15 protein-coding genes and 2 rRNA genes are annotated in these 16795 nt (G+C 74.3%); 8 read left to right on the top strand and 9 right to left on the bottom strand.

The window, feature by feature from the left end; genetic code table 11:
• Positions 1-17: 17 nt before the first annotated feature.
• The 5 genes from folE to A0J59_RS02900 form a co-directional block, all read right to left on the bottom strand.
• Positions 18-719 (bottom strand): GTP cyclohydrolase I FolE, encoded by a 702-nt coding sequence (folE, locus tag A0J59_RS02920; protein WP_255364932.1) that lies wholly within the window; start codon positions 717-719, stop codon positions 18-20.
• A complete protein-coding gene (ftsH, locus tag A0J59_RS02915) occupies positions 719-2821 on the bottom strand; it encodes an ATP-dependent zinc metalloprotease FtsH (RefSeq protein ID WP_047233908.1) in 2103 nt (700 codons plus the stop codon). The genes folE and ftsH overlap by 1 nt, the downstream gene beginning before the upstream one ends.
• A gap of 201 nt (positions 2822-3022) precedes the next feature.
• Positions 3023-3577, bottom strand: coding sequence for a hypoxanthine phosphoribosyltransferase (gene hpt, locus A0J59_RS02910; protein WP_047233909.1), 555 nt, complete (start codon positions 3575-3577; stop codon positions 3023-3025).
• 5 nt (positions 3578-3582) lie between these two features.
• The gene (tilS, locus tag A0J59_RS02905) at positions 3583-4707 is read right to left on the bottom strand and encodes a tRNA lysidine(34) synthetase TilS (RefSeq protein WP_064315174.1); all 1125 of its coding nucleotides are present in this window, start codon (positions 4705-4707) and stop codon (positions 3583-3585) included.
• A gap of 4 nt (positions 4708-4711) precedes the next feature.
• The gene (locus tag A0J59_RS02900) at positions 4712-5923 is read right to left on the bottom strand and encodes a zinc-dependent metalloprotease (RefSeq protein WP_082918694.1); all 1212 of its coding nucleotides are present in this window, start codon (positions 5921-5923) and stop codon (positions 4712-4714) included.
• A gap of 81 nt (positions 5924-6004) precedes the next feature.
• On the opposite strand from A0J59_RS02900, the gene vapB reads away from it, so the two are divergent.
• Together vapB and A0J59_RS02890 are read left to right on the top strand one after the other, a co-directional pair.
• Positions 6005-6238 carry a type II toxin-antitoxin system VapB family antitoxin gene (gene vapB / locus A0J59_RS02895; protein WP_047233911.1) on the top strand — a complete coding sequence of 78 codons (234 nt, stop codon included), beginning with the start codon at positions 6005-6007 and terminating at the stop codon, positions 6236-6238.
• On the top strand, positions 6235-6657 hold the full coding sequence (locus A0J59_RS02890; RefSeq protein ID WP_064315173.1) for a type II toxin-antitoxin system VapC family toxin: 423 nt from the start codon (positions 6235-6237) through the stop codon (positions 6655-6657). Before vapB ends, A0J59_RS02890 begins: the two co-directional genes overlap by 4 nt.
• Positions 6658-6668: 11 nt before the next feature.
• Here A0J59_RS02890 and dacB read toward each other — a convergent pair whose 3' ends face one another.
• Positions 6669-8168: a D-alanyl-D-alanine carboxypeptidase/D-alanyl-D-alanine-endopeptidase gene (gene dacB / locus A0J59_RS02885; protein WP_369799742.1), complete on the bottom strand. Its 1500-nt coding sequence runs from the start codon at positions 8166-8168 to the stop codon at positions 6669-6671.
• A 159-nt stretch (positions 8169-8327) separates the two neighbouring features.
• Here dacB and A0J59_RS02880 point away from each other — a divergent pair, with 159 nt between their 5' ends.
• Positions 8328-8831 carry an inorganic diphosphatase gene (locus A0J59_RS02880; protein ID WP_034655165.1) on the top strand — a complete coding sequence of 168 codons (504 nt, stop codon included), beginning with the start codon at positions 8328-8330 and terminating at the stop codon, positions 8829-8831.
• Between the two features lie 90 nt (positions 8832-8921).
• Here the strand turns inward: A0J59_RS02880 and A0J59_RS02875 are convergent, their stop codons facing one another.
• Entirely contained in the window at positions 8922-10367 is a 1446-nt protein-coding gene (locus A0J59_RS02875; protein ID WP_082918693.1) for a C40 family peptidase, read from the bottom strand.
• A 377-nt stretch (positions 10368-10744) separates the two neighbouring features.
• On the opposite strand from A0J59_RS02875, the gene A0J59_RS02870 reads away from it, so the two are divergent.
• The 5 genes from A0J59_RS02870 to A0J59_RS02850 all read left to right on the top strand — a co-directional run bounded on the left by A0J59_RS02870 (position 10745) and on the right by A0J59_RS02850 (position 16229).
• Positions 10745-12082, top strand: a complete 1338-nt coding sequence (locus tag A0J59_RS02870; RefSeq protein ID WP_064315171.1) for a bifunctional o-acetylhomoserine/o-acetylserine sulfhydrylase — start codon at positions 10745-10747, stop codon at positions 12080-12082.
• 101 nt (positions 12083-12183) lie between these two features.
• Complete coding sequence (locus A0J59_RS02865; RefSeq protein WP_369799741.1) at positions 12184-13443, top strand: homoserine O-acetyltransferase; 1260 nt, start codon at positions 12184-12186, stop codon at positions 13441-13443.
• A 71-nt stretch (positions 13444-13514) separates the two neighbouring features.
• Positions 13515-14225: a maleylpyruvate isomerase N-terminal domain-containing protein gene (locus A0J59_RS02860; RefSeq protein WP_047233916.1), complete on the top strand. Its 711-nt coding sequence runs from the start codon at positions 13515-13517 to the stop codon at positions 14223-14225.
• A gap of 76 nt (positions 14226-14301) precedes the next feature.
• Positions 14302-15261 carry a zinc-binding dehydrogenase gene (locus A0J59_RS02855; protein WP_064315170.1) on the top strand — a complete coding sequence of 320 codons (960 nt, stop codon included), beginning with the start codon at positions 14302-14304 and terminating at the stop codon, positions 15259-15261.
• The gene (locus A0J59_RS02850; RefSeq protein ID WP_064315169.1) at positions 15258-16229 is read left to right on the top strand and encodes an alpha/beta hydrolase; all 972 of its coding nucleotides are present in this window, start codon (positions 15258-15260) and stop codon (positions 16227-16229) included. Before A0J59_RS02855 ends, A0J59_RS02850 begins: the two co-directional genes overlap by 4 nt.
• Positions 16230-16348: 119 nt before the next feature.
• Here the strand turns inward: A0J59_RS02850 and rrf are convergent.
• Positions 16349-16465, bottom strand: a 5S ribosomal RNA gene (gene rrf / locus A0J59_RS02845).
• 100 nt (positions 16466-16565) lie between these two features.
• Positions 16566-16795 (bottom strand): 23S ribosomal RNA (locus A0J59_RS02840); the annotation flags it as partial.

Genomic DNA, 16795 nt, shown 5'->3' with positions numbered 1-16795 from the left:
CGAAGCGGTCCACGGGACTAGCGCCCCAGGATGAGGCTCATCGCCTCGGCCCGCGTCGCGCCGTCGCGCATCTGGCCTCGCACCGCCGACGTCACCGTGCGCGACCCCGGCTTGCGCACGCCGCGCATCGACATGCACAGGTGCTCGCACTCGACCACGACGATCGCGCCGCGCGGCTGCAGGTGCTCCACGAGCGCGTCCGCGATCTGCGACGTGAGCCGCTCCTGGACCTGCGGACGGCGGGCGAAGACCTCGACGAGGCGCGCGAGCTTCGACAGACCCGTGATGCGGCCGTCGACGTTGGGGATGTAGCCGATGTGCGCGACGCCGTGGAACGGCACGAGGTGGTGCTCGCACGTCGAGTACACCTCGATGTCCTTGACGAGCACCATCTCCTCGTGGCCGAGGTCGAAGGTCGTCGTGAGGACGTCCGCCGCCTCCTGGCGCAGTCCCGCGAAGATCTCGCGGTAGGCGCGCGCCACGCGCGCGGGCGTCTCGCGCAGCCCCTCGCGGTCCGGGTCCTCCCCGACGGCGAGCAGGAGCTCGCGCACCGCCGCCTCGGCACGCTCCTGGTCGTACGGCGGCACGTCCGCCGGGGCGCGCAGGTCCTCGGCCGCACGGGCCCGCGTGATGGCGGTCGGCGCGGCGCCCGTGCCCGTGCCCGTGCCCGTGCCCGTGCCCGTGCCCGTGCCCGGAGCAGGGTGCGTGGAGGTGCCCATCAGTCCTGCCCCGGCTCGCGCACGTCCGTCGCGTCGACCGTGCCGTCGCGGCCGAGCGCCCGGTCGAGCGGGCTGTCCGCCGGGACCTCGCCGATGCGCTCGGGGGGCAGCTCGTCGTTCGCGGCGGCGGCCTCGTCCTGCGGGATCACCGGGGCGCCGTTCTGCGCCGCCTTCTCGGCGTCCGTGAGGACGGGACCGCGCTGGGACACCGCGCGCTGCTCGCTCGAGAGCCACACGTCGCGCGCGTCGCGCTTGACGACCGGCGCGAAGACCCGCGCGAGCTCCGCCTGGTTCAGCGTCTCCTTCTCGAGGAGCTCGAGCACGAGCGCGTCGAGCACGTCGCGGTACTGCGTGAGCACCTCCCACGCCTCGTCGTGCGCGGCCTCGACGAGCTTGCGCACCTCGTGGTCCACGGTGCCCGCGACGGACTCGGAGTAGTCGCGCGTGTGGCCCATGTCGCGGCCCATGAAGGGCTCGCCCGAGCCGGTGCCCAGCTTGATCGCGCCGACGCGCTCGCTCATGCCGTACTCGGTGACCATCTTCTTGGCGATCGCCGTGGCCTTCTCGATGTCGTTCGAGGCGCCCGTGGTCGGGTCGTGGAAGACGAGCTCCTCGGCGACGCGCCCACCCATGGCGTAGGCGAGCTGGTCGAGCAGCTCGTTGCGCGTCGTGGAGTACTTGTCCTCGGTCGGCATGACCATCGTGTACCCGAGCGCGCGGCCGCGCGGCAGGATCGTCACCTTGGTGACGGGGTCCGTGTAGCGCATGGCCGCGGCGACGAGGGCGTGCCCGCCCTCGTGGTACGCCGTGATCTTCTGCTCCTTGACGTTCATGACGCGCGTGCGCTTCTGCGGGCCGGCCACGACGCGGTCGATCGCCTCGTCGAGCGCGCGGTCGTCGATGAGCTGGGCGCCGCTGCGGGCGGTGAGGAGCGCGGCCTCGTTGAGCACGTTCGCGAGGTCGGCTCCGGTGAAGCCCGGCGTGCGGCGCGCGACCGCGGCGAGGTCGATCTCGGGGACGATCGGCTTGCCCTGGGCGTGCACGCGCAGGATCGCCTCGCGGCCCTTGAGGTCGGGCGCCTCGACGGCGACCTGGCGGTCGAAGCGGCCCGGGCGCAGGAGCGCCGGGTCGAGGATGTCGGGGCGGTTCGTCGCCGCGATGAGGATGACGTTCGTCTTGACGTCGAACCCGTCCATCTCGACGAGGAGCTGGTTGAGCGTCTGCTCGCGCTCGTCGTGCCCGCCGCCCATGCCGGCGCCGCGGTGACGGCCGACGGCGTCGATCTCGTCGACGAAGATGATGGCGGGCGAGTTCTCCTTGGCCTGGGTGAACAGGTCGCGGACGCGGCTCGCGCCGACGCCGACGAACATCTCGACGAAGTCCGAGCCGGAGATCGAGTAGAACGGCACGCCCGCCTCGCCGGCCACGGCGCGCGCGAGCAGCGTCTTGCCCGTCCCGGGCGGGCCGTAGAGCAGCACGCCCTTGGGGATCTTGGCCCCGACGGCCTGGAACTTGTCCGGCTCCGCGAGGAACTCCTTGATCTCGTGGAGCTCCTCGACCGCCTCGTCCGCACCGGCGACGTCCGCGAACGTCACCTGCGGGGTGTCCTTGGAGACCAGCTTGGCGCGCGACTTGCCGAAGCCCATCACGCGGGAGCCGCCGCCCTGCATGCGCGAGAGCAGGAACCAGAACAGCACGCCGATGATGAGGAACGGGATGAGCAGCCCGAGCAGGGACGACCAGAACGACGGCTGCGCGACCTCGGAGTTGTACCCGTCCTTGGGCTCCGCCGCGACGACCGCGTCGACCACGGCCTCGCCCTGGGGCTGGACGTAGTAGAACTCGACGTTCTTGCCCTTGTTCTCCTCGGTGTCCGTGCCTTCGTCGACCACGTAGTCGTCGGACAGCGTGAGGCGCACGCGCTGGTCGCCGTCCACGATGAGGGCCTGCTCGACCGTGTCGCCCGAGAGCAGCTCGAGGCCCTGGGACGTGTCGATGCGCTGGACCGTCGGGCGCGACAACGTCGCGAAGGCGATCCACAGGATCACGAGGCCCAGGACGATCCAGACGATCGGCCCACTGAGAATCTTCTTGATGTTCATCGGCGACGGGGCGTGCGCCCCGGATCCCTCCGCTCGCGCAAGTGTTCGGGCTCGAAACTACACTCTGGACCTTGACGCCTGCTGGGGATCACGCCTCTGTTCGCCCAGGGCGTGGCCCACGTCCCCCGGGCGCGGGCGACACGGCGCCCGGACGCGGGACGCCGCCGCGCCACCGCGGCGAGGGGCGTCCCCGCCTCCCGTTCAGCTCGAGTACACGTGCGGGGCGAGCGTCCCGACGAACGGCAGGTTGCGGTACTTCTCCGCGTAGTCGAGGCCGTAGCCCACGACGAACTCGTTCGGGATGTCGAACCCGACGTACCGCACGTCGACGTCCGTCTTCGCGGCGTCGGGCTTGCGCAGCATCGCCGCGATCTCGACCGACGCCGGCCCGCGCGAGCGCAGGTTCGACAGGAGCCAGGAGAGCGTGAGACCCGAGTCGATGATGTCCTCGACGATGAGCACGTTGCGGCCCGTGAGGTCGGCGTCGAGGTCCTTGAGGATCCGCACGACGCCCGAGGACTTGGTGCCCGACCCGTACGACGAGACGGCCATCCAGTCCATCTCGACGTGGCTGTGCAGGCGGCGCGCGAGGTCCGCCATGACCATGACGGCGCCCTTGAGGACGCCGACGAGCAGGAGGTCCTTGCCCGCGTAGTCGCGGTCGATCTGCGCCGCGATCTCGTCGAGCCGCGCACCGAGCTGCTCCTCGGTGAGCAGGATGTTCTCGAGGTCGCCTGCGACGTCCGATGCTTCCACGGGGGTCACTCCTGAGGTGTGGGGGTGGGGGTGCTGAGGGTTCGCGGGGTGAGGCTGCGCCGGGGCGTCGTCTCGCGGCCCAGGGAAAGCCTGCCACACGCGCGCGTGGCCCTCAGGTCGCCCGGCAGGTGCACGGGGCCCTGGCCCCGCCACGCCGTGACGAGCGCGTCGAGCGCGTCGACGTGCACGGCGAACAGGTCGCTCGCCGGGCAGCCCGCGCGGAGCGCCGCGGACCTCAGGGCACGACGGCGCAGGGCCGGGTGCGCGGACGCGAGCACCTCAGCGTCGAGCACCACGCTCTCGGCACCCGACGCCGCCGGCCCGCGCTCGCCGTCGTCCGGGGACGCCACGAGGGCCGTCGCGAGGAGGTCCGCGGCGAGCGCGTCGAGCAGGTCGGCGTCGTCGCGCAGGAGGTCCGCGGTCCGCGCGAGCGCCGGCACCGCGCCGGGCCCGAGCACGTCGACCAGCGCGGGCACGACGCGCGCGCGCACCTGCGAGCGCAGGGGCAGCGCCGCGGTGCCCGGAGCCCCCGGGGCGTCGCCCGACGCCGCCGGTCCGTTCGTGGGGTCGTCCCACCACACGAGCCCGAGCGTGCGGCACACCGCCTCGGTCTCCGCGCGCCGCAGGGCGAGGAGCGGGCGCCGGTGGACGCCGCGTCGGGGCGCCATCCCGGCGAGCGAGCGGGCACCGGCCCCGCGGGCGAGCCCCAGCAGCACCGTCTCCGCCTGGTCGTCGAGCGTGTGCCCCAGGAGCACCGCGGCGGCGCCGTGCTCGGTCGCCGCGGCGTCGAGCGCCGCGTACCGGGCCGCGCGCGCGTCCGCCTCCGGGCCGTCGCCGGACGCCGGGACGACGACGCGGCGCACCTCGACCGGGTCGAGCCCCAGCCCGCGGCAGCGGTCCGCGGCGTCCGCCGCGACACCGGCGCTGCCCGCCTGGAGCCCGTGGTCCACGACGACGGCGCCCGCGCGCAACCCGAGCCGGGGCGCGACGAACGCCGTGGCGGCGGCGAGCGCCGTCGAGTCCGCACCGCCCGAGCACGCGACGAGCACGAGGTCGCCCGGCCGCAGGTCCCCGAGCGTGCGACGCACGGCGCGGCGCGCGGTCGCGACGACGGGCGCCGGCCCGCCCACCGGCTCAGCCGTGGACGCGGCGCACCCAGGCGCGCGCGTCGGCGATCTCGCGGGCGGTCGGCAGGTTCTCGGGCGACGCCCACACGGCGTTGAACCCGTCGCGCCCGACCTCCTTCTCGACCGCGCGCACGAAGGCCGCGCCGTCGCGGTACTGCGCGATCTTGGCGTCCATGCCGAGCACGCGCCGGAGCACGACGTCGAACCCGGAGCGCCCCTCGCCGTCGCGCCGGGCCTCGAACTTGCGGCGGATGCTCCGCACCGTGCGCACGGTGCGCGGCCCGACGGCGTCCATCGCCACGTCGGCGTGCCCCTCCAGCAGGGCCATGACGGCGGTGACGTCGGCGAGGCGGTCCTGCTCCTCGGGTGTGAGGAGGCCGTCGACGAGGGTCCCGTCCTCGCCGCGCACGGCGTGGAGGACGGCGCGCCCCACGGTGGCGAGCTTCTCGCGCAGGCGCGCCTCGGCGAGCCGGCGCGACGACGCGGAGAGCTCGGTGAGGAGTGCGCTCGCGCGCGTGCGGAGGTGGTCCGCGAGCCACGGCGCGGCGGCGAACTGCAGCGCGTGCGTCTGCTCGTGCAGGCACACCCAGAGGCGGAAGTCGGCGGGCTTGAGGTCCAGGGCGCGCTCCACCTGCAGCACGTTGGGCGCCACGAGCACGAGCCGCCCGGGCGAGCCGGTGGCCGCAGGCGACGGGCCGCCGTCGGGCACGACGCCGGTCGCGGCCGCGGGCGCGGTGCCGCCCAGCCCGCTGTAGGGGTCGAACTGACCGAGGACCCGGCTGGAGAGGACGGCGAGCACCGACCCCACCTGGGCGGCCCCGACGAGCGCCGTCGCCTGCGGGACGCGTCCGCGCTCGCCGACGAGCGCGTCGGTCACGCCATCGGTGAGCGACGCCATGATCTCGGTGTTGGCGCGGGCCCAGCGCGCACGGTCCACGACGTACACGGTGCCCAGGCCGGTCGTCGGTGCAGCCGTCTGGCCCGTCGTCGGACCGCCCGCGCCGGGGCTCATGCGCGTCACGTCGAGCACGTGGGGAACGGCGGCCTCCGCCGCGGCGCGCAGCCCCTCGACGAGGTCGGCGAGCTCGTCGCGCGACGCCTGCGGGCCCGGGCGCGCGAGCCGGCCCGCGATCTGGGCGGCGGCCGACCAGTCGACGATCGACGTGTCGCCGCGTGACGGGTCGCTGCCCGAACGGCCGTCCTGCTCGACGAGTGTCACCGTCTCACCGTATCCCGGGACCGGTGGTCATGTGAGGGACGGGGATATACTCCAGGGATATACGACCGAGGAGGCTCCCCGATGGTCCGCACGACGGTGTTCCGCAGCAACAGGACGCAGGCGGTCCGCCTGCCCAAGGCGGTCGCGCTGCCCGACGACGTCCGCGAGGTCGAGGTCCGGACCGTCGGCAGGTCCCGCGTGATCACGCCGGCTGGCACCGGGTGGGACGAGTGGTTCGACCACGGGCTCCGCGTCGCCGACGACTTCCTGCCCGACCGCGACCAAGGGACGGCCGAGGAGCGCGGCGCCCTGTGAGCTCGCTCTACCTGCTGGACACGAACGTCCTGATCGCGTTGTTGCGTGGGAACGGCGTGGCCGCGCGACCGAGGCTTCGGGAGGCGGAGGGGCGCGTCGCGGTCTCGACGGTGAGCGAGATGGAGCTCGAGTACGGCATCGAGCGGTCAGAAGACCCGCATCGCAACCGTCAGGCTGTCGACGACCTGTTGTCGCTCGTGGACGTGCTCCCCTTCGACGGTCTCGCGGCGATGCACGCCGGCCGCGTCCGCGCGCGCCTCGCGGCCCGCGGCACGCCCATCGGACCCTATGACGCCCTCCTCGCCGGGCACGCCCGGTCGCTCGGGCTCGTCATGGTGACGAACAACGTCCGGGAGCTCTCCCGCGTCCCCGGCCTCGAGGTCGAGGACTGGCTGGCGGAAGCGCCGAGCGATCGCTGAGCCCCACCGGGTCAGGCGGTGCAGCCGCACTCCGCGAGCGCCGCGACGAAGTCGTCGAAGATGAGGCGCGCGCCGTACGTGCCCCCGTCGGGCACGGCGTCGGCCATGAGGGAGAACACGAGGAGGCGGTCGTCGGCCGTGACGACCGTGCCCGCGAGCGACGTGACGTTCGGCAGGCTGCCCGTCTTGGCCCGCACGACGCCGCGGCCCGCGTTCTCGAGGTAGCGCTCGCCGAGCGTCCCGGACAGTCCCGCGACCGGCAGCCCGACGGCGCCGGGCCGCAGCTGCGGGTGCGCCGGGTCCGCGAGCAGGCCGACGACCTCGTCGAGCTGGGCGGGCGTGACGACCGAGCCGTCGCCGAGACCCGAGAGGTCGGCGAGCGTCGCGCCCGTGAGGTCGACCCCGAGCCCCTCGACCGCCGACCGCACGGCCTGCGTCGCGCCCGCCGCGGAGCCGGGCAGCCCCGCGTCGATCGCGACGACGCGGCCCACCACCTCCGTGATGGTGTTGTCGGAGTGCTGGAGCAGGTACGCGACGACCTCGCTCAGCGGCGCGGACTCCACCTCGCCGACCGCGCGCCCGTCGTCGGGCGCCGGTGCGCGCACCACGTCCCCGGCCACGGTGACCCCCTGCTCGGCGAGCGCGGCGACGAACGCGTCGGCGGCCGCCACCGCCGGGTCCTCCGCGCGCGGCGCGTACTCCTCGTCCTCGAGCCGCGCGACGTCGACCGCGAGCGCGGCGACGGGCGCGACGTAGCCGTTGCGCACGCTCGCCGGGTCGACGGTCGGCGCGACCGCGGCACCCGTGAAGAGCGTGTCGTCGAGGCGGAGCGAGATCGTCGTGCGGCCCGTGAGCTTGAGCTCGCCCGCGACCTGCGCGGCGAGGTCGCCGAGGCCCGCCCGGCCGTTGACCGCCGTCGGGTCTCCGGCGCCCGCGGCGAGCATCATGTCGCCGCCGCCCACGAGGTACACGGTCTCCTGCCCCTCGAGGACGGCGCGGGTCGGGAGGGTCGCGTGCGCCCCGGGAGACGTGAGGGCCGCCGCCGCGGTGAGCGTCTTGAGGGTCGACGCCGGGACGTGGCCCACGGTGTCGCCGCTCGCGCCGAGGACGTCGCCCGTCACGGCGTCGGTCACCAGGACGCCGACGCGCGGACCGAGCCGGGTGTCGGCCGCGAGGTCGTCCGCGAGGTCCTGCACGCTCCCCGTGGCCGGGACCGGGGCCGCAGGGTCGAGGGTCGGCAGCTCGACCTCGAGCGGTGGCGCCGCGACGGCGCCCGGCGCCTCGGGGAACGGGTTCGGCTCCGGGTAGGGCGCTGCGGTCGTCAGCACGCCGGGGACGACGTCGTACGCGTCCGCCACGACGTAGCCGCCCGCGAGGACGAGCACGACGCCGACGGCCACGCCCGTGCGCGTCCCCCAGCCCATGCGTCTCCCTCGTTCCGTCCCGTGCGCGCGCGCCTCCGGGGCACCGGCGGGCACCGGTGCCTGGACCGGGACGTCGGGTGCGGGCACGTGCGCATTATCACTCAGCCCGCCCGCCCGGGAGCCCGGTGGGAACCCTCCCGCGGGGACGGCACGTGTCACACTAGTTCCCGCACGACGGCGTGGTCCGTCGTCCACAGACCCAGCCACCGCCCGAGCGTCGCGGTGCCGGTACGACTGGAGGAAGCAGTGGAGTTCGACGTCACGATCGAGATCCCCAAGGGGCAGCGCAACAAGTACGAGGTGGACCACGCGACCGGTCGCATCCGTCTCGACCGCATGCTCTTCACCTCGACGCGGTACCCCGACGACTACGGGTTCATCGAGGGGACGCTCGGCGAGGACGGTGACCCGCTGGACGCGCTCGTCCTGCTCGAGGAGCCCACGTTCCCCGGCTGCCTGATCCGGTGCCGCGCGCTCGGCATGTTCCGCATGCGCGACGAGGCCGGCGGCGACGACAAGGTCCTCTGCGTCCCGACGGGCGACCAGCGCGCCGCGTGGCGCCAGGACATCGACGACGTCTCCGACTTCCACCGCCTGGAGATCCAGCACTTCTTCGAGGTCTACAAGGACCTCGAGCCCGGGAAGTCCGTCGAGGGCGCCCACTGGGTCGGCCGCGCGGACGCCGAGGCCGAGATCGAGCGCTCGCTCCAGCGCGCCATCGACTCCGGGTACCACACGCCGGGCCACTGACGCCCCGCGCTCGGTCCCCGATACGACGACGGCCGCTCACCTCCCGAGGTGAGCGGCCGTCGTCGTCCGCCGAGGTCGCGAGGCAGGGGCCTAGGGACGGCCCGCGTACGGCATCGCGTCGGCCCAGCGCATCGCGACCTCGTGCACGGGGCTGCCGGGCTGACGGGCCTCGATCATCCTGCCGTTCCCGGTGTACATGGCGACGTGGCGGATGGTCGACGGGTTCGCGGTGTCGTTGGCGTAGAAGATCAGGTCGCCCGGGCGGAGCTGGTCGTAGGAGATCTTCTGCACGCGCTGGTACTGGGAGCGCGACGTGCGGGTGATGTCGACGCCCGCCGCGGACCACGCGCGCGACGTGAGGCCCGAGCAGTCGTAGCCCGGTCCGGTACCCCCGAACACGTACGGGGCGCCGATCTTGGTGCGCGCCCACGCGACGGCGGCCCGGCCCTGCGCCGCGCTGCCGACGCCCGTGCCCGGGGGCGGCGTCACGACCGGCGGCGGGTCGGGCGTCGGGGCGGGTGCCGGGTTCGGCGCGGGCGCGGGGTTCGGCGCGGGCGCGGGGTTCGGCGCGGGCGCGGGACTCGGGGCCGGCGCGGGCGCCGGCGCCGGGTCGGGCGCCGGGTTCGCGGGTGCGGGGCTGCTCGTCGGGGGCGCCGCGGGAGCGCGCGACGACGTCCCCGCCGCCGGGGCCTCGACGCGCGCCCGGGCCGCGGCCTCGCGCTCGCTCGCGGCCTGCGCGTCGAGGGCGTCCTGGCGCCGGCGCTCGACGTCGACGCTCGTGGCCCGCGCGCGGGCGAGCTCGGCGAGGAGCGTCTCGCGCCGGGTCGCGGACTCCTGCACCGCGTCGTCGAGCGCGTCGGACGAGACCTGGGCGGCGGCGAGCGCGTCCCGCGCACGGTCCTCGACCTCGCCCTGGTGCGCGAGCGCCGCGTCGGCCCGGGCACGGGCGGTGTCGGCGACGGCGCGCGCCGTCGCGTGCGCCTCCACCGCGCGACCCGCGGTCCGGCCGGCGACGCGCTCGGCGTTCTCCCGCTCGACGACCTGGCCCACCCCGTCCGCGTCGAGGACGGCACGCAACGCGTCGAGGTCGGTCGACCCCTGCCGGGACGCACGGAACAGCGCACCGACCGCGGCGCGCGACTCCGACTCTCCCGTCCGGGCGGTCGCGAGCGCCTCCTGGGCGTCGCGGACCTCCGCGTCGGCCGTCTCGAGCGCGTCCTGCGCGGCCGCGTACTCCTCCGCCGCGGTCTCGACGGCCGCCTCGGCGCTGGACCGGCGGTCCCGCAGCGACGCCAGCTCACGCTCGACGGACTCGACGTCCCGGGCGGCACCGTCCACGGCCTCGCGCGCCGCGCGGGCGTCGTCGTCCGACGGCGGGTCGGACGACGCGGAGGGCGCGAGCCCCACGCCGAGCACGAGCGCGAGCAGGCCCGCCGCGGACGCGGACGCGAGCCGACGGGGACCGGTGGCCGGGCGACGCCGCGCTCCCCCGAGGAGCCCCGGCCGGGCGGCGTGCGCCGACGTCGCGTCGTCCATCGCCCCTCCTTCGATCGGTCGTCCGGCGTGTCCCGTTGACAGCACCCGCACGAGTCTGCCCAGAAGGTCCGCGATGCGCCATCGGGGCGGTGCCGACCTTCTCAGGATGTGGTCTCGCATCGCGAGACACCCCTGTCGGGCGGCGCGGATCGGGCCTAGCCTCACCAGCATGTCCCGCCGAATGTGTCGCTGACCCCAGCACACGTTCGCCTGCCCGCGAGCCGTCGTCGACGACGCCCTCGCCGTGGCGATCCCGTCCCGTGTGCGCCCCTCGCCGCGGTCGACGGCCGGCCTCCCGCCTCCTCGTCCCCCACGGCACCCGTCCGCCCGGCGCGCCGTGCGCCGTCGTCCCACCCCACCACCCGCAGGAGAGCACCATGAGCACCGAGAACGCACCCGCCTGGTCCTTCGAGACGCGCCAGGTCCACGCCGGCCAGACCGCCGACCCGACGACCGGCGCCCGCGCGCTGCCGATCTACCAGACCACGTCGTTCGTCTTCCCCGACGCATCGGTGGCCGCCGACCGCTTCGCGCTCAAGGACCTCGGGCCGATCTACACGCGCATCGGCAACCCGACGCAGGAGGTCGTGGAGAACCGCATCGCGTCGCTCGAGGGCGGCGTCGGCGCGCTGCTCCTCGCGTCCGGGCAGGCCGCGACGACGTTCGCGATCCTCAACGTCGCCGAGGCGGGCGACCACGTCGTCGCCTCGCCGAGCCTCTACGGGGGTACCTACAACCTCCTGCAGTACTCGCTCGCCAAGCTCGGCGTCGAGACGACGTTCGTCACCGACCCGCACGACCCGCAGGCCTGGCGCGACGCCGTACGCCCGAACACGAAGCTGTTCTTCGGCGAGACGATCCCCAACCCGCAGGCCGACGTCCTCGACATCGAGGCCGTCGCGGCGGTCGCGCACGAGGTGGGCGTGCCGCTGATCGTCGACAACACCGTCGCGACCCCCTACCTGCTGCGGCCGCTCGAGCACGGGGCGGACGTCGTCGTGCACTCGGCGACGAAGTACCTCGGCGGGCACGGCTCCGCCATCGGCGGCGTGATCGTCGACGGCGGCACGTTCGACTACGCGGCGTACCCGGAGCGGTTCCCGAACTACAACACCCCCGACCCGTCGTACAACGGCCTCGTCTACGCGCGCGACCTCGGCGTGGACGGCATCCTCGGCGCGAACCTGGCCTACGTGCTCAAGGCGCGCGTGCAGCTCCTGCGCGACCTGGGCTCGGCGATCTCGCCGTTCAACGCGTTCCTCATCGCCCAGGGCATCGAGACGCTGTCGCTGCGCGTCGAGCGCCACGTCGCGAACGCGCAGAAGGTCGCCGAGTGGCTCGAGGCGCGCGACGACGTCCGCACGGTGCACTACGCGGGGCTGGAGTCGAGCCCGTGGCACGCGAACGCGCAGAAGTACCTGCCGCGCGGCGCCGGCGCGGTCCTCGCGTTCGAGCTCGACGGCGGCAGCGAGGCGGGGCAGGCGTTCGTCTCGGCGCTCCAGCTCCACTCCAACGTCGCCAACATCGGCGACGTGCGCTCGCTCGTCATCCACCCCGCGTCGACGACGCACGCCCAGCTCAGCCCCGAGGAGCAGGCGAAGTCCGGCGTGACGCCCGGCCTCGTCCGCCTCGCCGTCGGCATCGAGCACGTCGACGACATCCTCGCCGACCTCGAGCTCGGGTTCACCGCCGCCAAGTCGTCGCTGGACACCTGAGAGACGACCCCAGCACGCCCGGCGAAACGACGACGAGGACTGCGATGACGGATCTGGACAGCCGGGGCGCCCTGCGCGCCCCGGCCGTACAGTGGCCGACGGTGAGCCCTGTGAACGACGACCTTCTCTCCCCCGCCCCCGACGCCCGGCGCGACCACCGCCCGGACGCCTCGGCGGGGCGCGGCGTCGCGCCGTCGCGCGCGCGGGTGAAGGCACCGGTCCCGGCGACGGGCGCCTGGCGCGAGGGCGACCCGGTGGGGCGGCGGCAGTTCGCCGACGTCGGCACGTTCGACCTCGAGTCCGGCTCTCGCCTGCCCGACGTCCGCGTCGCGTTCGAGACGTGGGGCACGCTCGCACCGGACGGGTCGAACGCCGTCCTCGTGCTGCACGCCCTCACCGGCGACTCCCACGTCAGCGGCCCCGCCGGGGAGGGGCACGCCACCGCGGGCTGGTGGGAGTCGCTCGTCGGGCCTGGCGCGCCGATCGACACGGACCGCTGGTTCGTCGTCGCACCCAACGTGCTCGGCGGGTGCCAGGGGACCACCGGCCCGGCATCCACCGCGCCCGACGGCCGCCCGTGGGGCAGCCGCTTCCCGCGCGTCACGACGCGCGACCAGGTCGCGGTCGAGATCGAGCTCGCGCGGTCGCTCGGCATCACGTCGTGGGCGTTCGTCGTCGGCGCCTCGATGGGCGGGCACCGCGTCCTCGAGTGGGCGCTGCTCGGACCGGAGGCGGGGGTCGACGTCGTCTCGCTCGCCGCGATCGCGACGACCGCGCAGACGACCGGTGACCAGATCGCCTGGGCGCACCCGCAGCTCGGCGCGGTCCGTGCCGACCCCGGGTTCCGTGGCGGGGACTACTACGACGCCGCGGACGGCGACGGCCCGCACGTCGGGCTCGGTATCGCGCGGCAGATCGCGCACGCGACCTACCGGTCCGCGCGCGAGCTCGACGAGCGGTTCGGCCGCCTCCCGCAGGGCGGCGAGGACCCGTTCACCGACGGCCGGTACGCCGTGCAGTCGTACCTCGACCACCACGGCGACAAGCTCGCGCGCCGCTTCGACGCCAACTCGTACGTCGTGCTCACCGAGTCGATGCTCACGCACGACCTCGGTCGCGACCGCGGCGGGGTCGAGGCGGCGCTCGCGCAGGTCGCCGCGCACGCGCTCGTCGTCGCGGTCGACACGGACCGGCTCTTCCTGCCCGCCGACTGCGCGCGCATCGCGGCCGGTATCCCCGGCGCCGAGCCGCTGCGCACGCTCACGAGCGACTTCGGGCACGACGGGTTCCTCATCGAGTTCGACCAGCTCGGACCGATCGTCGCGGACTTCCTCGGGGAGCCGGCGCGCGTCCGCGACTGACGCGCCGACCGACCTGTCCACGAGGTGGCTCCGTGGCGGGCGTGCCCGCCCCGTCCTGGCACGATGAAGAGATGGACAGCGACGTGACCGAGGCGGCTCAGCACCTGCGCACCCAGTGGGAGCGGCTCGACCGCTGGCTGCGGGACCTCGAGGGCGAGCTGGACCGCGACGCAGGTCGTGCGAGCGTGCTCGACGGCTGGACCGTCGGCGAGCTGGTCACCCACCTCGGTCGTGTCATGGAGACCCTCGCGCTGTGCGGGCCGGTGCCCGCCGGCACCGTTCCCCTCACGCTCGCGGAGTACCTCGGCACGTACCCGGAGCGTGCGGAGGAGATCGAGCACTCGACACGCGCCCTCGACGCGGAGATCGCCGACGACCGCCTCGGGCGCGTCCAGGCCTTCGCCGCGGCCGGCTTCGCCCGGCTCGACGAGCTCGGCGACCAGCACGTCGTGCAGGCGCGGCGCGGCCCCATCACCCTCCAGGACATGGTGCGCTCACGAGTCCTCGAGCTCGTCGTCCATGCCGACGACCTCGCCCGCACGTTCCCGGGCGTGGTCACCGACCCGGTGGACCGCGGCGCGCTCGACGCCGTCGCGGCCGAGCTGCTGCACGTCGTCGTCACGCGCGGCGGCTGGGCGCTCGAGGTGCGCGACCCCCGCCTCTGGCTGCGCCTCGCGTGCGGCCGCGTCCCCTACGACGTCGACGAGCTCGCGCGGGCGCTCGAGCCCGTGCACACCTCCGAGGCGGTCCCCGACCTCGGCCGCATGCTCCCGCTGCTCTGACCGCTCCACCGGTGGGGTGACGCGCGGCACGCGCTCTCCCGTGGTTGCGGCGCGGACCGGACCGTAGGTTGGGGGCATGCTCGCCGCCTACGCCGACCACCTCGACCCCGACGACCCCCTGGCCGGCCTGGTCGTCGGGGACCGTCCCGAACCCGAGCCTCGCGAGCACTGGACCACCGTCGACGTACGCGCCGCGTCGCTCAACCACCACGACCTGTGGTCGCTGCGCGGGGTCGGGCTGCCCACCGACCGGCTCCCCATGATCCTCGGGACGGACGGCGCGGGCGTCGCCCCCGACGGCAGCGAGGTCGTCGTGCACGCGGTGATCGGGGCGGACGGGCACGGGGTCGGGCCGACGGAGCGTCGGTCACTCCTCTCCGAGCGCTACCCGGGCACGCTCGCCGAGCGCGTCGCCGTCCCGACGCACAACCTCGTCCCCAAGCCCCCGGAGCTGACGTTCGTCGAGGCCGCCTGCGTGCCGACCGCCTGGCTGACGGCGTACCGCATGCTCTTCACCGCCGGTGGTGCCGCACCCGGGGACCGCGTGCTCGTCCAGGGCGCGGGCGGTGGCGTCGCGACGGCGGCCGTCGCCCTGGGCGCGGCCGCCGGGCTCGAGATGTGGGTGACCTCCCGCTCCGCCGGCAAGCGCGCCGACGCCGTGAGGCTCGGGGCGGCCGCGACGTTCGAGCACGGTGCGCGTCTGCCGGCGCCGGTCGACGTCGTCGTCGAGACGGTCGGCCAGGCGACCTGGCGACACTCGCTGCGCGCGGTCCGCCCGGGCGGGACCGTCGTCGTCGCCGGAGCCACGAGCGGGGACGCGTCGCCCGCCGAGCTGACCCGCGTCTTCTTCCACGAGATCCGCATCGAGGGCGTGACGATGGGGACGCGCGACGACCTGGCGGCGCTGCTGCGGTTCCTCGCGCGGAGCGAGGTGCGGCCCGTCGTCGACCAGGTGCTGCCTCTGACGCAGGCTCGCGACGGCCTCGCCCGACTTGCCGCCGGGGAGCAGTTCGGCAAGGTGGTGCTCACGCCGTGACGTCGTCGGGCTGGGGTCCGGACGTCCTCGGCGCCGGGTACGAGCAGTGCACGGTCGAGCTGGAGCCCGACGACGAGGGCGAGGTCGTCGTGACCGTGGTCCGCCACGCGCCGGCGACCGACGAGCCGATCCGACCGGCGCGCGCGGTGCTGTACGTCCACGGGTGGAGCGACTACTTCTTCCAGACCGAGCTCGCCGAGACCTGGCACGCGCTCGGCGCGGCCTTCTACGCCGTCGACCTCCGCAAGTACGGACGCAGCCTCCGCCCGCACCAGACGCCCGGGTACGCCGACCACCTCACCGAGTACGACGCCGACATCGCCGCGGCGCTCGAGGTCGTCCGGGCGGACCTCGGCCAGCACGCGGCGATCATGCTCATGGGTCACTCCACCGGCGGCCTCGTCGCGGCGCTCTGGGCGCACCGGCACCCCGCCGTCGTCCGGGGGCTCGTGCTCAACAGCCCGTGGCTCGAGCTCCAGGGATCGTCCGTCGCGAGAACCGTCTCGGGACCCGCGATCCGTCAGCTCGCACGCTTCCAACCGCGCACGCCGCTGCCGAACGTCGACCCTGGCTACTACGCCCGGACGTTGCGCGACCGCGACGACGGCACCTGGGTCATCGACGACGCCTGGCGGCCCGTCCCGTCGTTCCCCGTCCGCGCCGGCTGGCTGCGTGCGGTCATCTCCGGCCACGCCCGGGTCGCGGCCGGACTCGCGATCGACTGCCCCGTGCTCGTGCTCCTCGCCGAGAAGTCGCTGTTCAGCACCCGCTGGTCCGAGGAGATGCGTTCGGCTGACATCGTGCTCGACGTCGAGCCGCTGGCACGCCGCTCCGCGCACCTGGGACGGGTCGTCACCATCGTCAGGATCCCCGGCGGGATGCACGACCTCTCGCTCTCGGCGCCCGAGCCGCGCTCCCGGTTCTTCGCGGAGATCGTGCGCTGGTCGGCGGCCTACGGCTGGGCTTGACCCATGCCCGCGAGGCGTCTCCACGCAGGACCGCGTGGGGCCAGGGTCACGCGGAACATGGGGGTATGCGGAAATGCCGAAGGCCCACCCCGTGTGGGGTGGGCCTTCGGTGAAGGGTTGTCCGGCGGCGTCCTACTCTCCCACCCCGTCTCCAGGGCAGTACCATCGGCGCTGAAGGGCTTAGCTTCCGGGTTCGGTATGGGACCGGGCGTTTCCCCTTCGCTGTGACCGCCGTAACTCTATGGAACCTTTGTCAACACTGGGCACCCCCGGTTGTGGGGGTGTGGTGCTGGTGGTTCGGGAACCGCACAGTGGACGCGTAGCAAAAAGTTGTTGGTGTTGAAGTTGTCGGCTGATTAGTACCGGTCAGCTGCACGGGTCTTTCGTCCCCGCTTCCACGTCCGGCCTATCGACCCAGTGTTCTGCTGGGTGCCTCTCACCCCGTAGGGTATGGAAACCTCATCTTGAAGCAGGCTTCCCGCTTAGATGCTTTCAGCGGTTATCCCTTCCGAACGTAGCCAACCAGCGGTGCTCCTGGCGGAACAACTGGCACACCAGAGGTTCGT

It is taken from the genome of Cellulosimicrobium sp. I38E (assembly GCF_001647255.1).
Classification (GTDB): Bacteria; Actinomycetota; Actinomycetes; order Actinomycetales; family Cellulomonadaceae; genus Cellulosimicrobium; species Cellulosimicrobium cellulans_E.
This window is presented reverse-complemented; position numbering and strand designations above follow the sequence as displayed.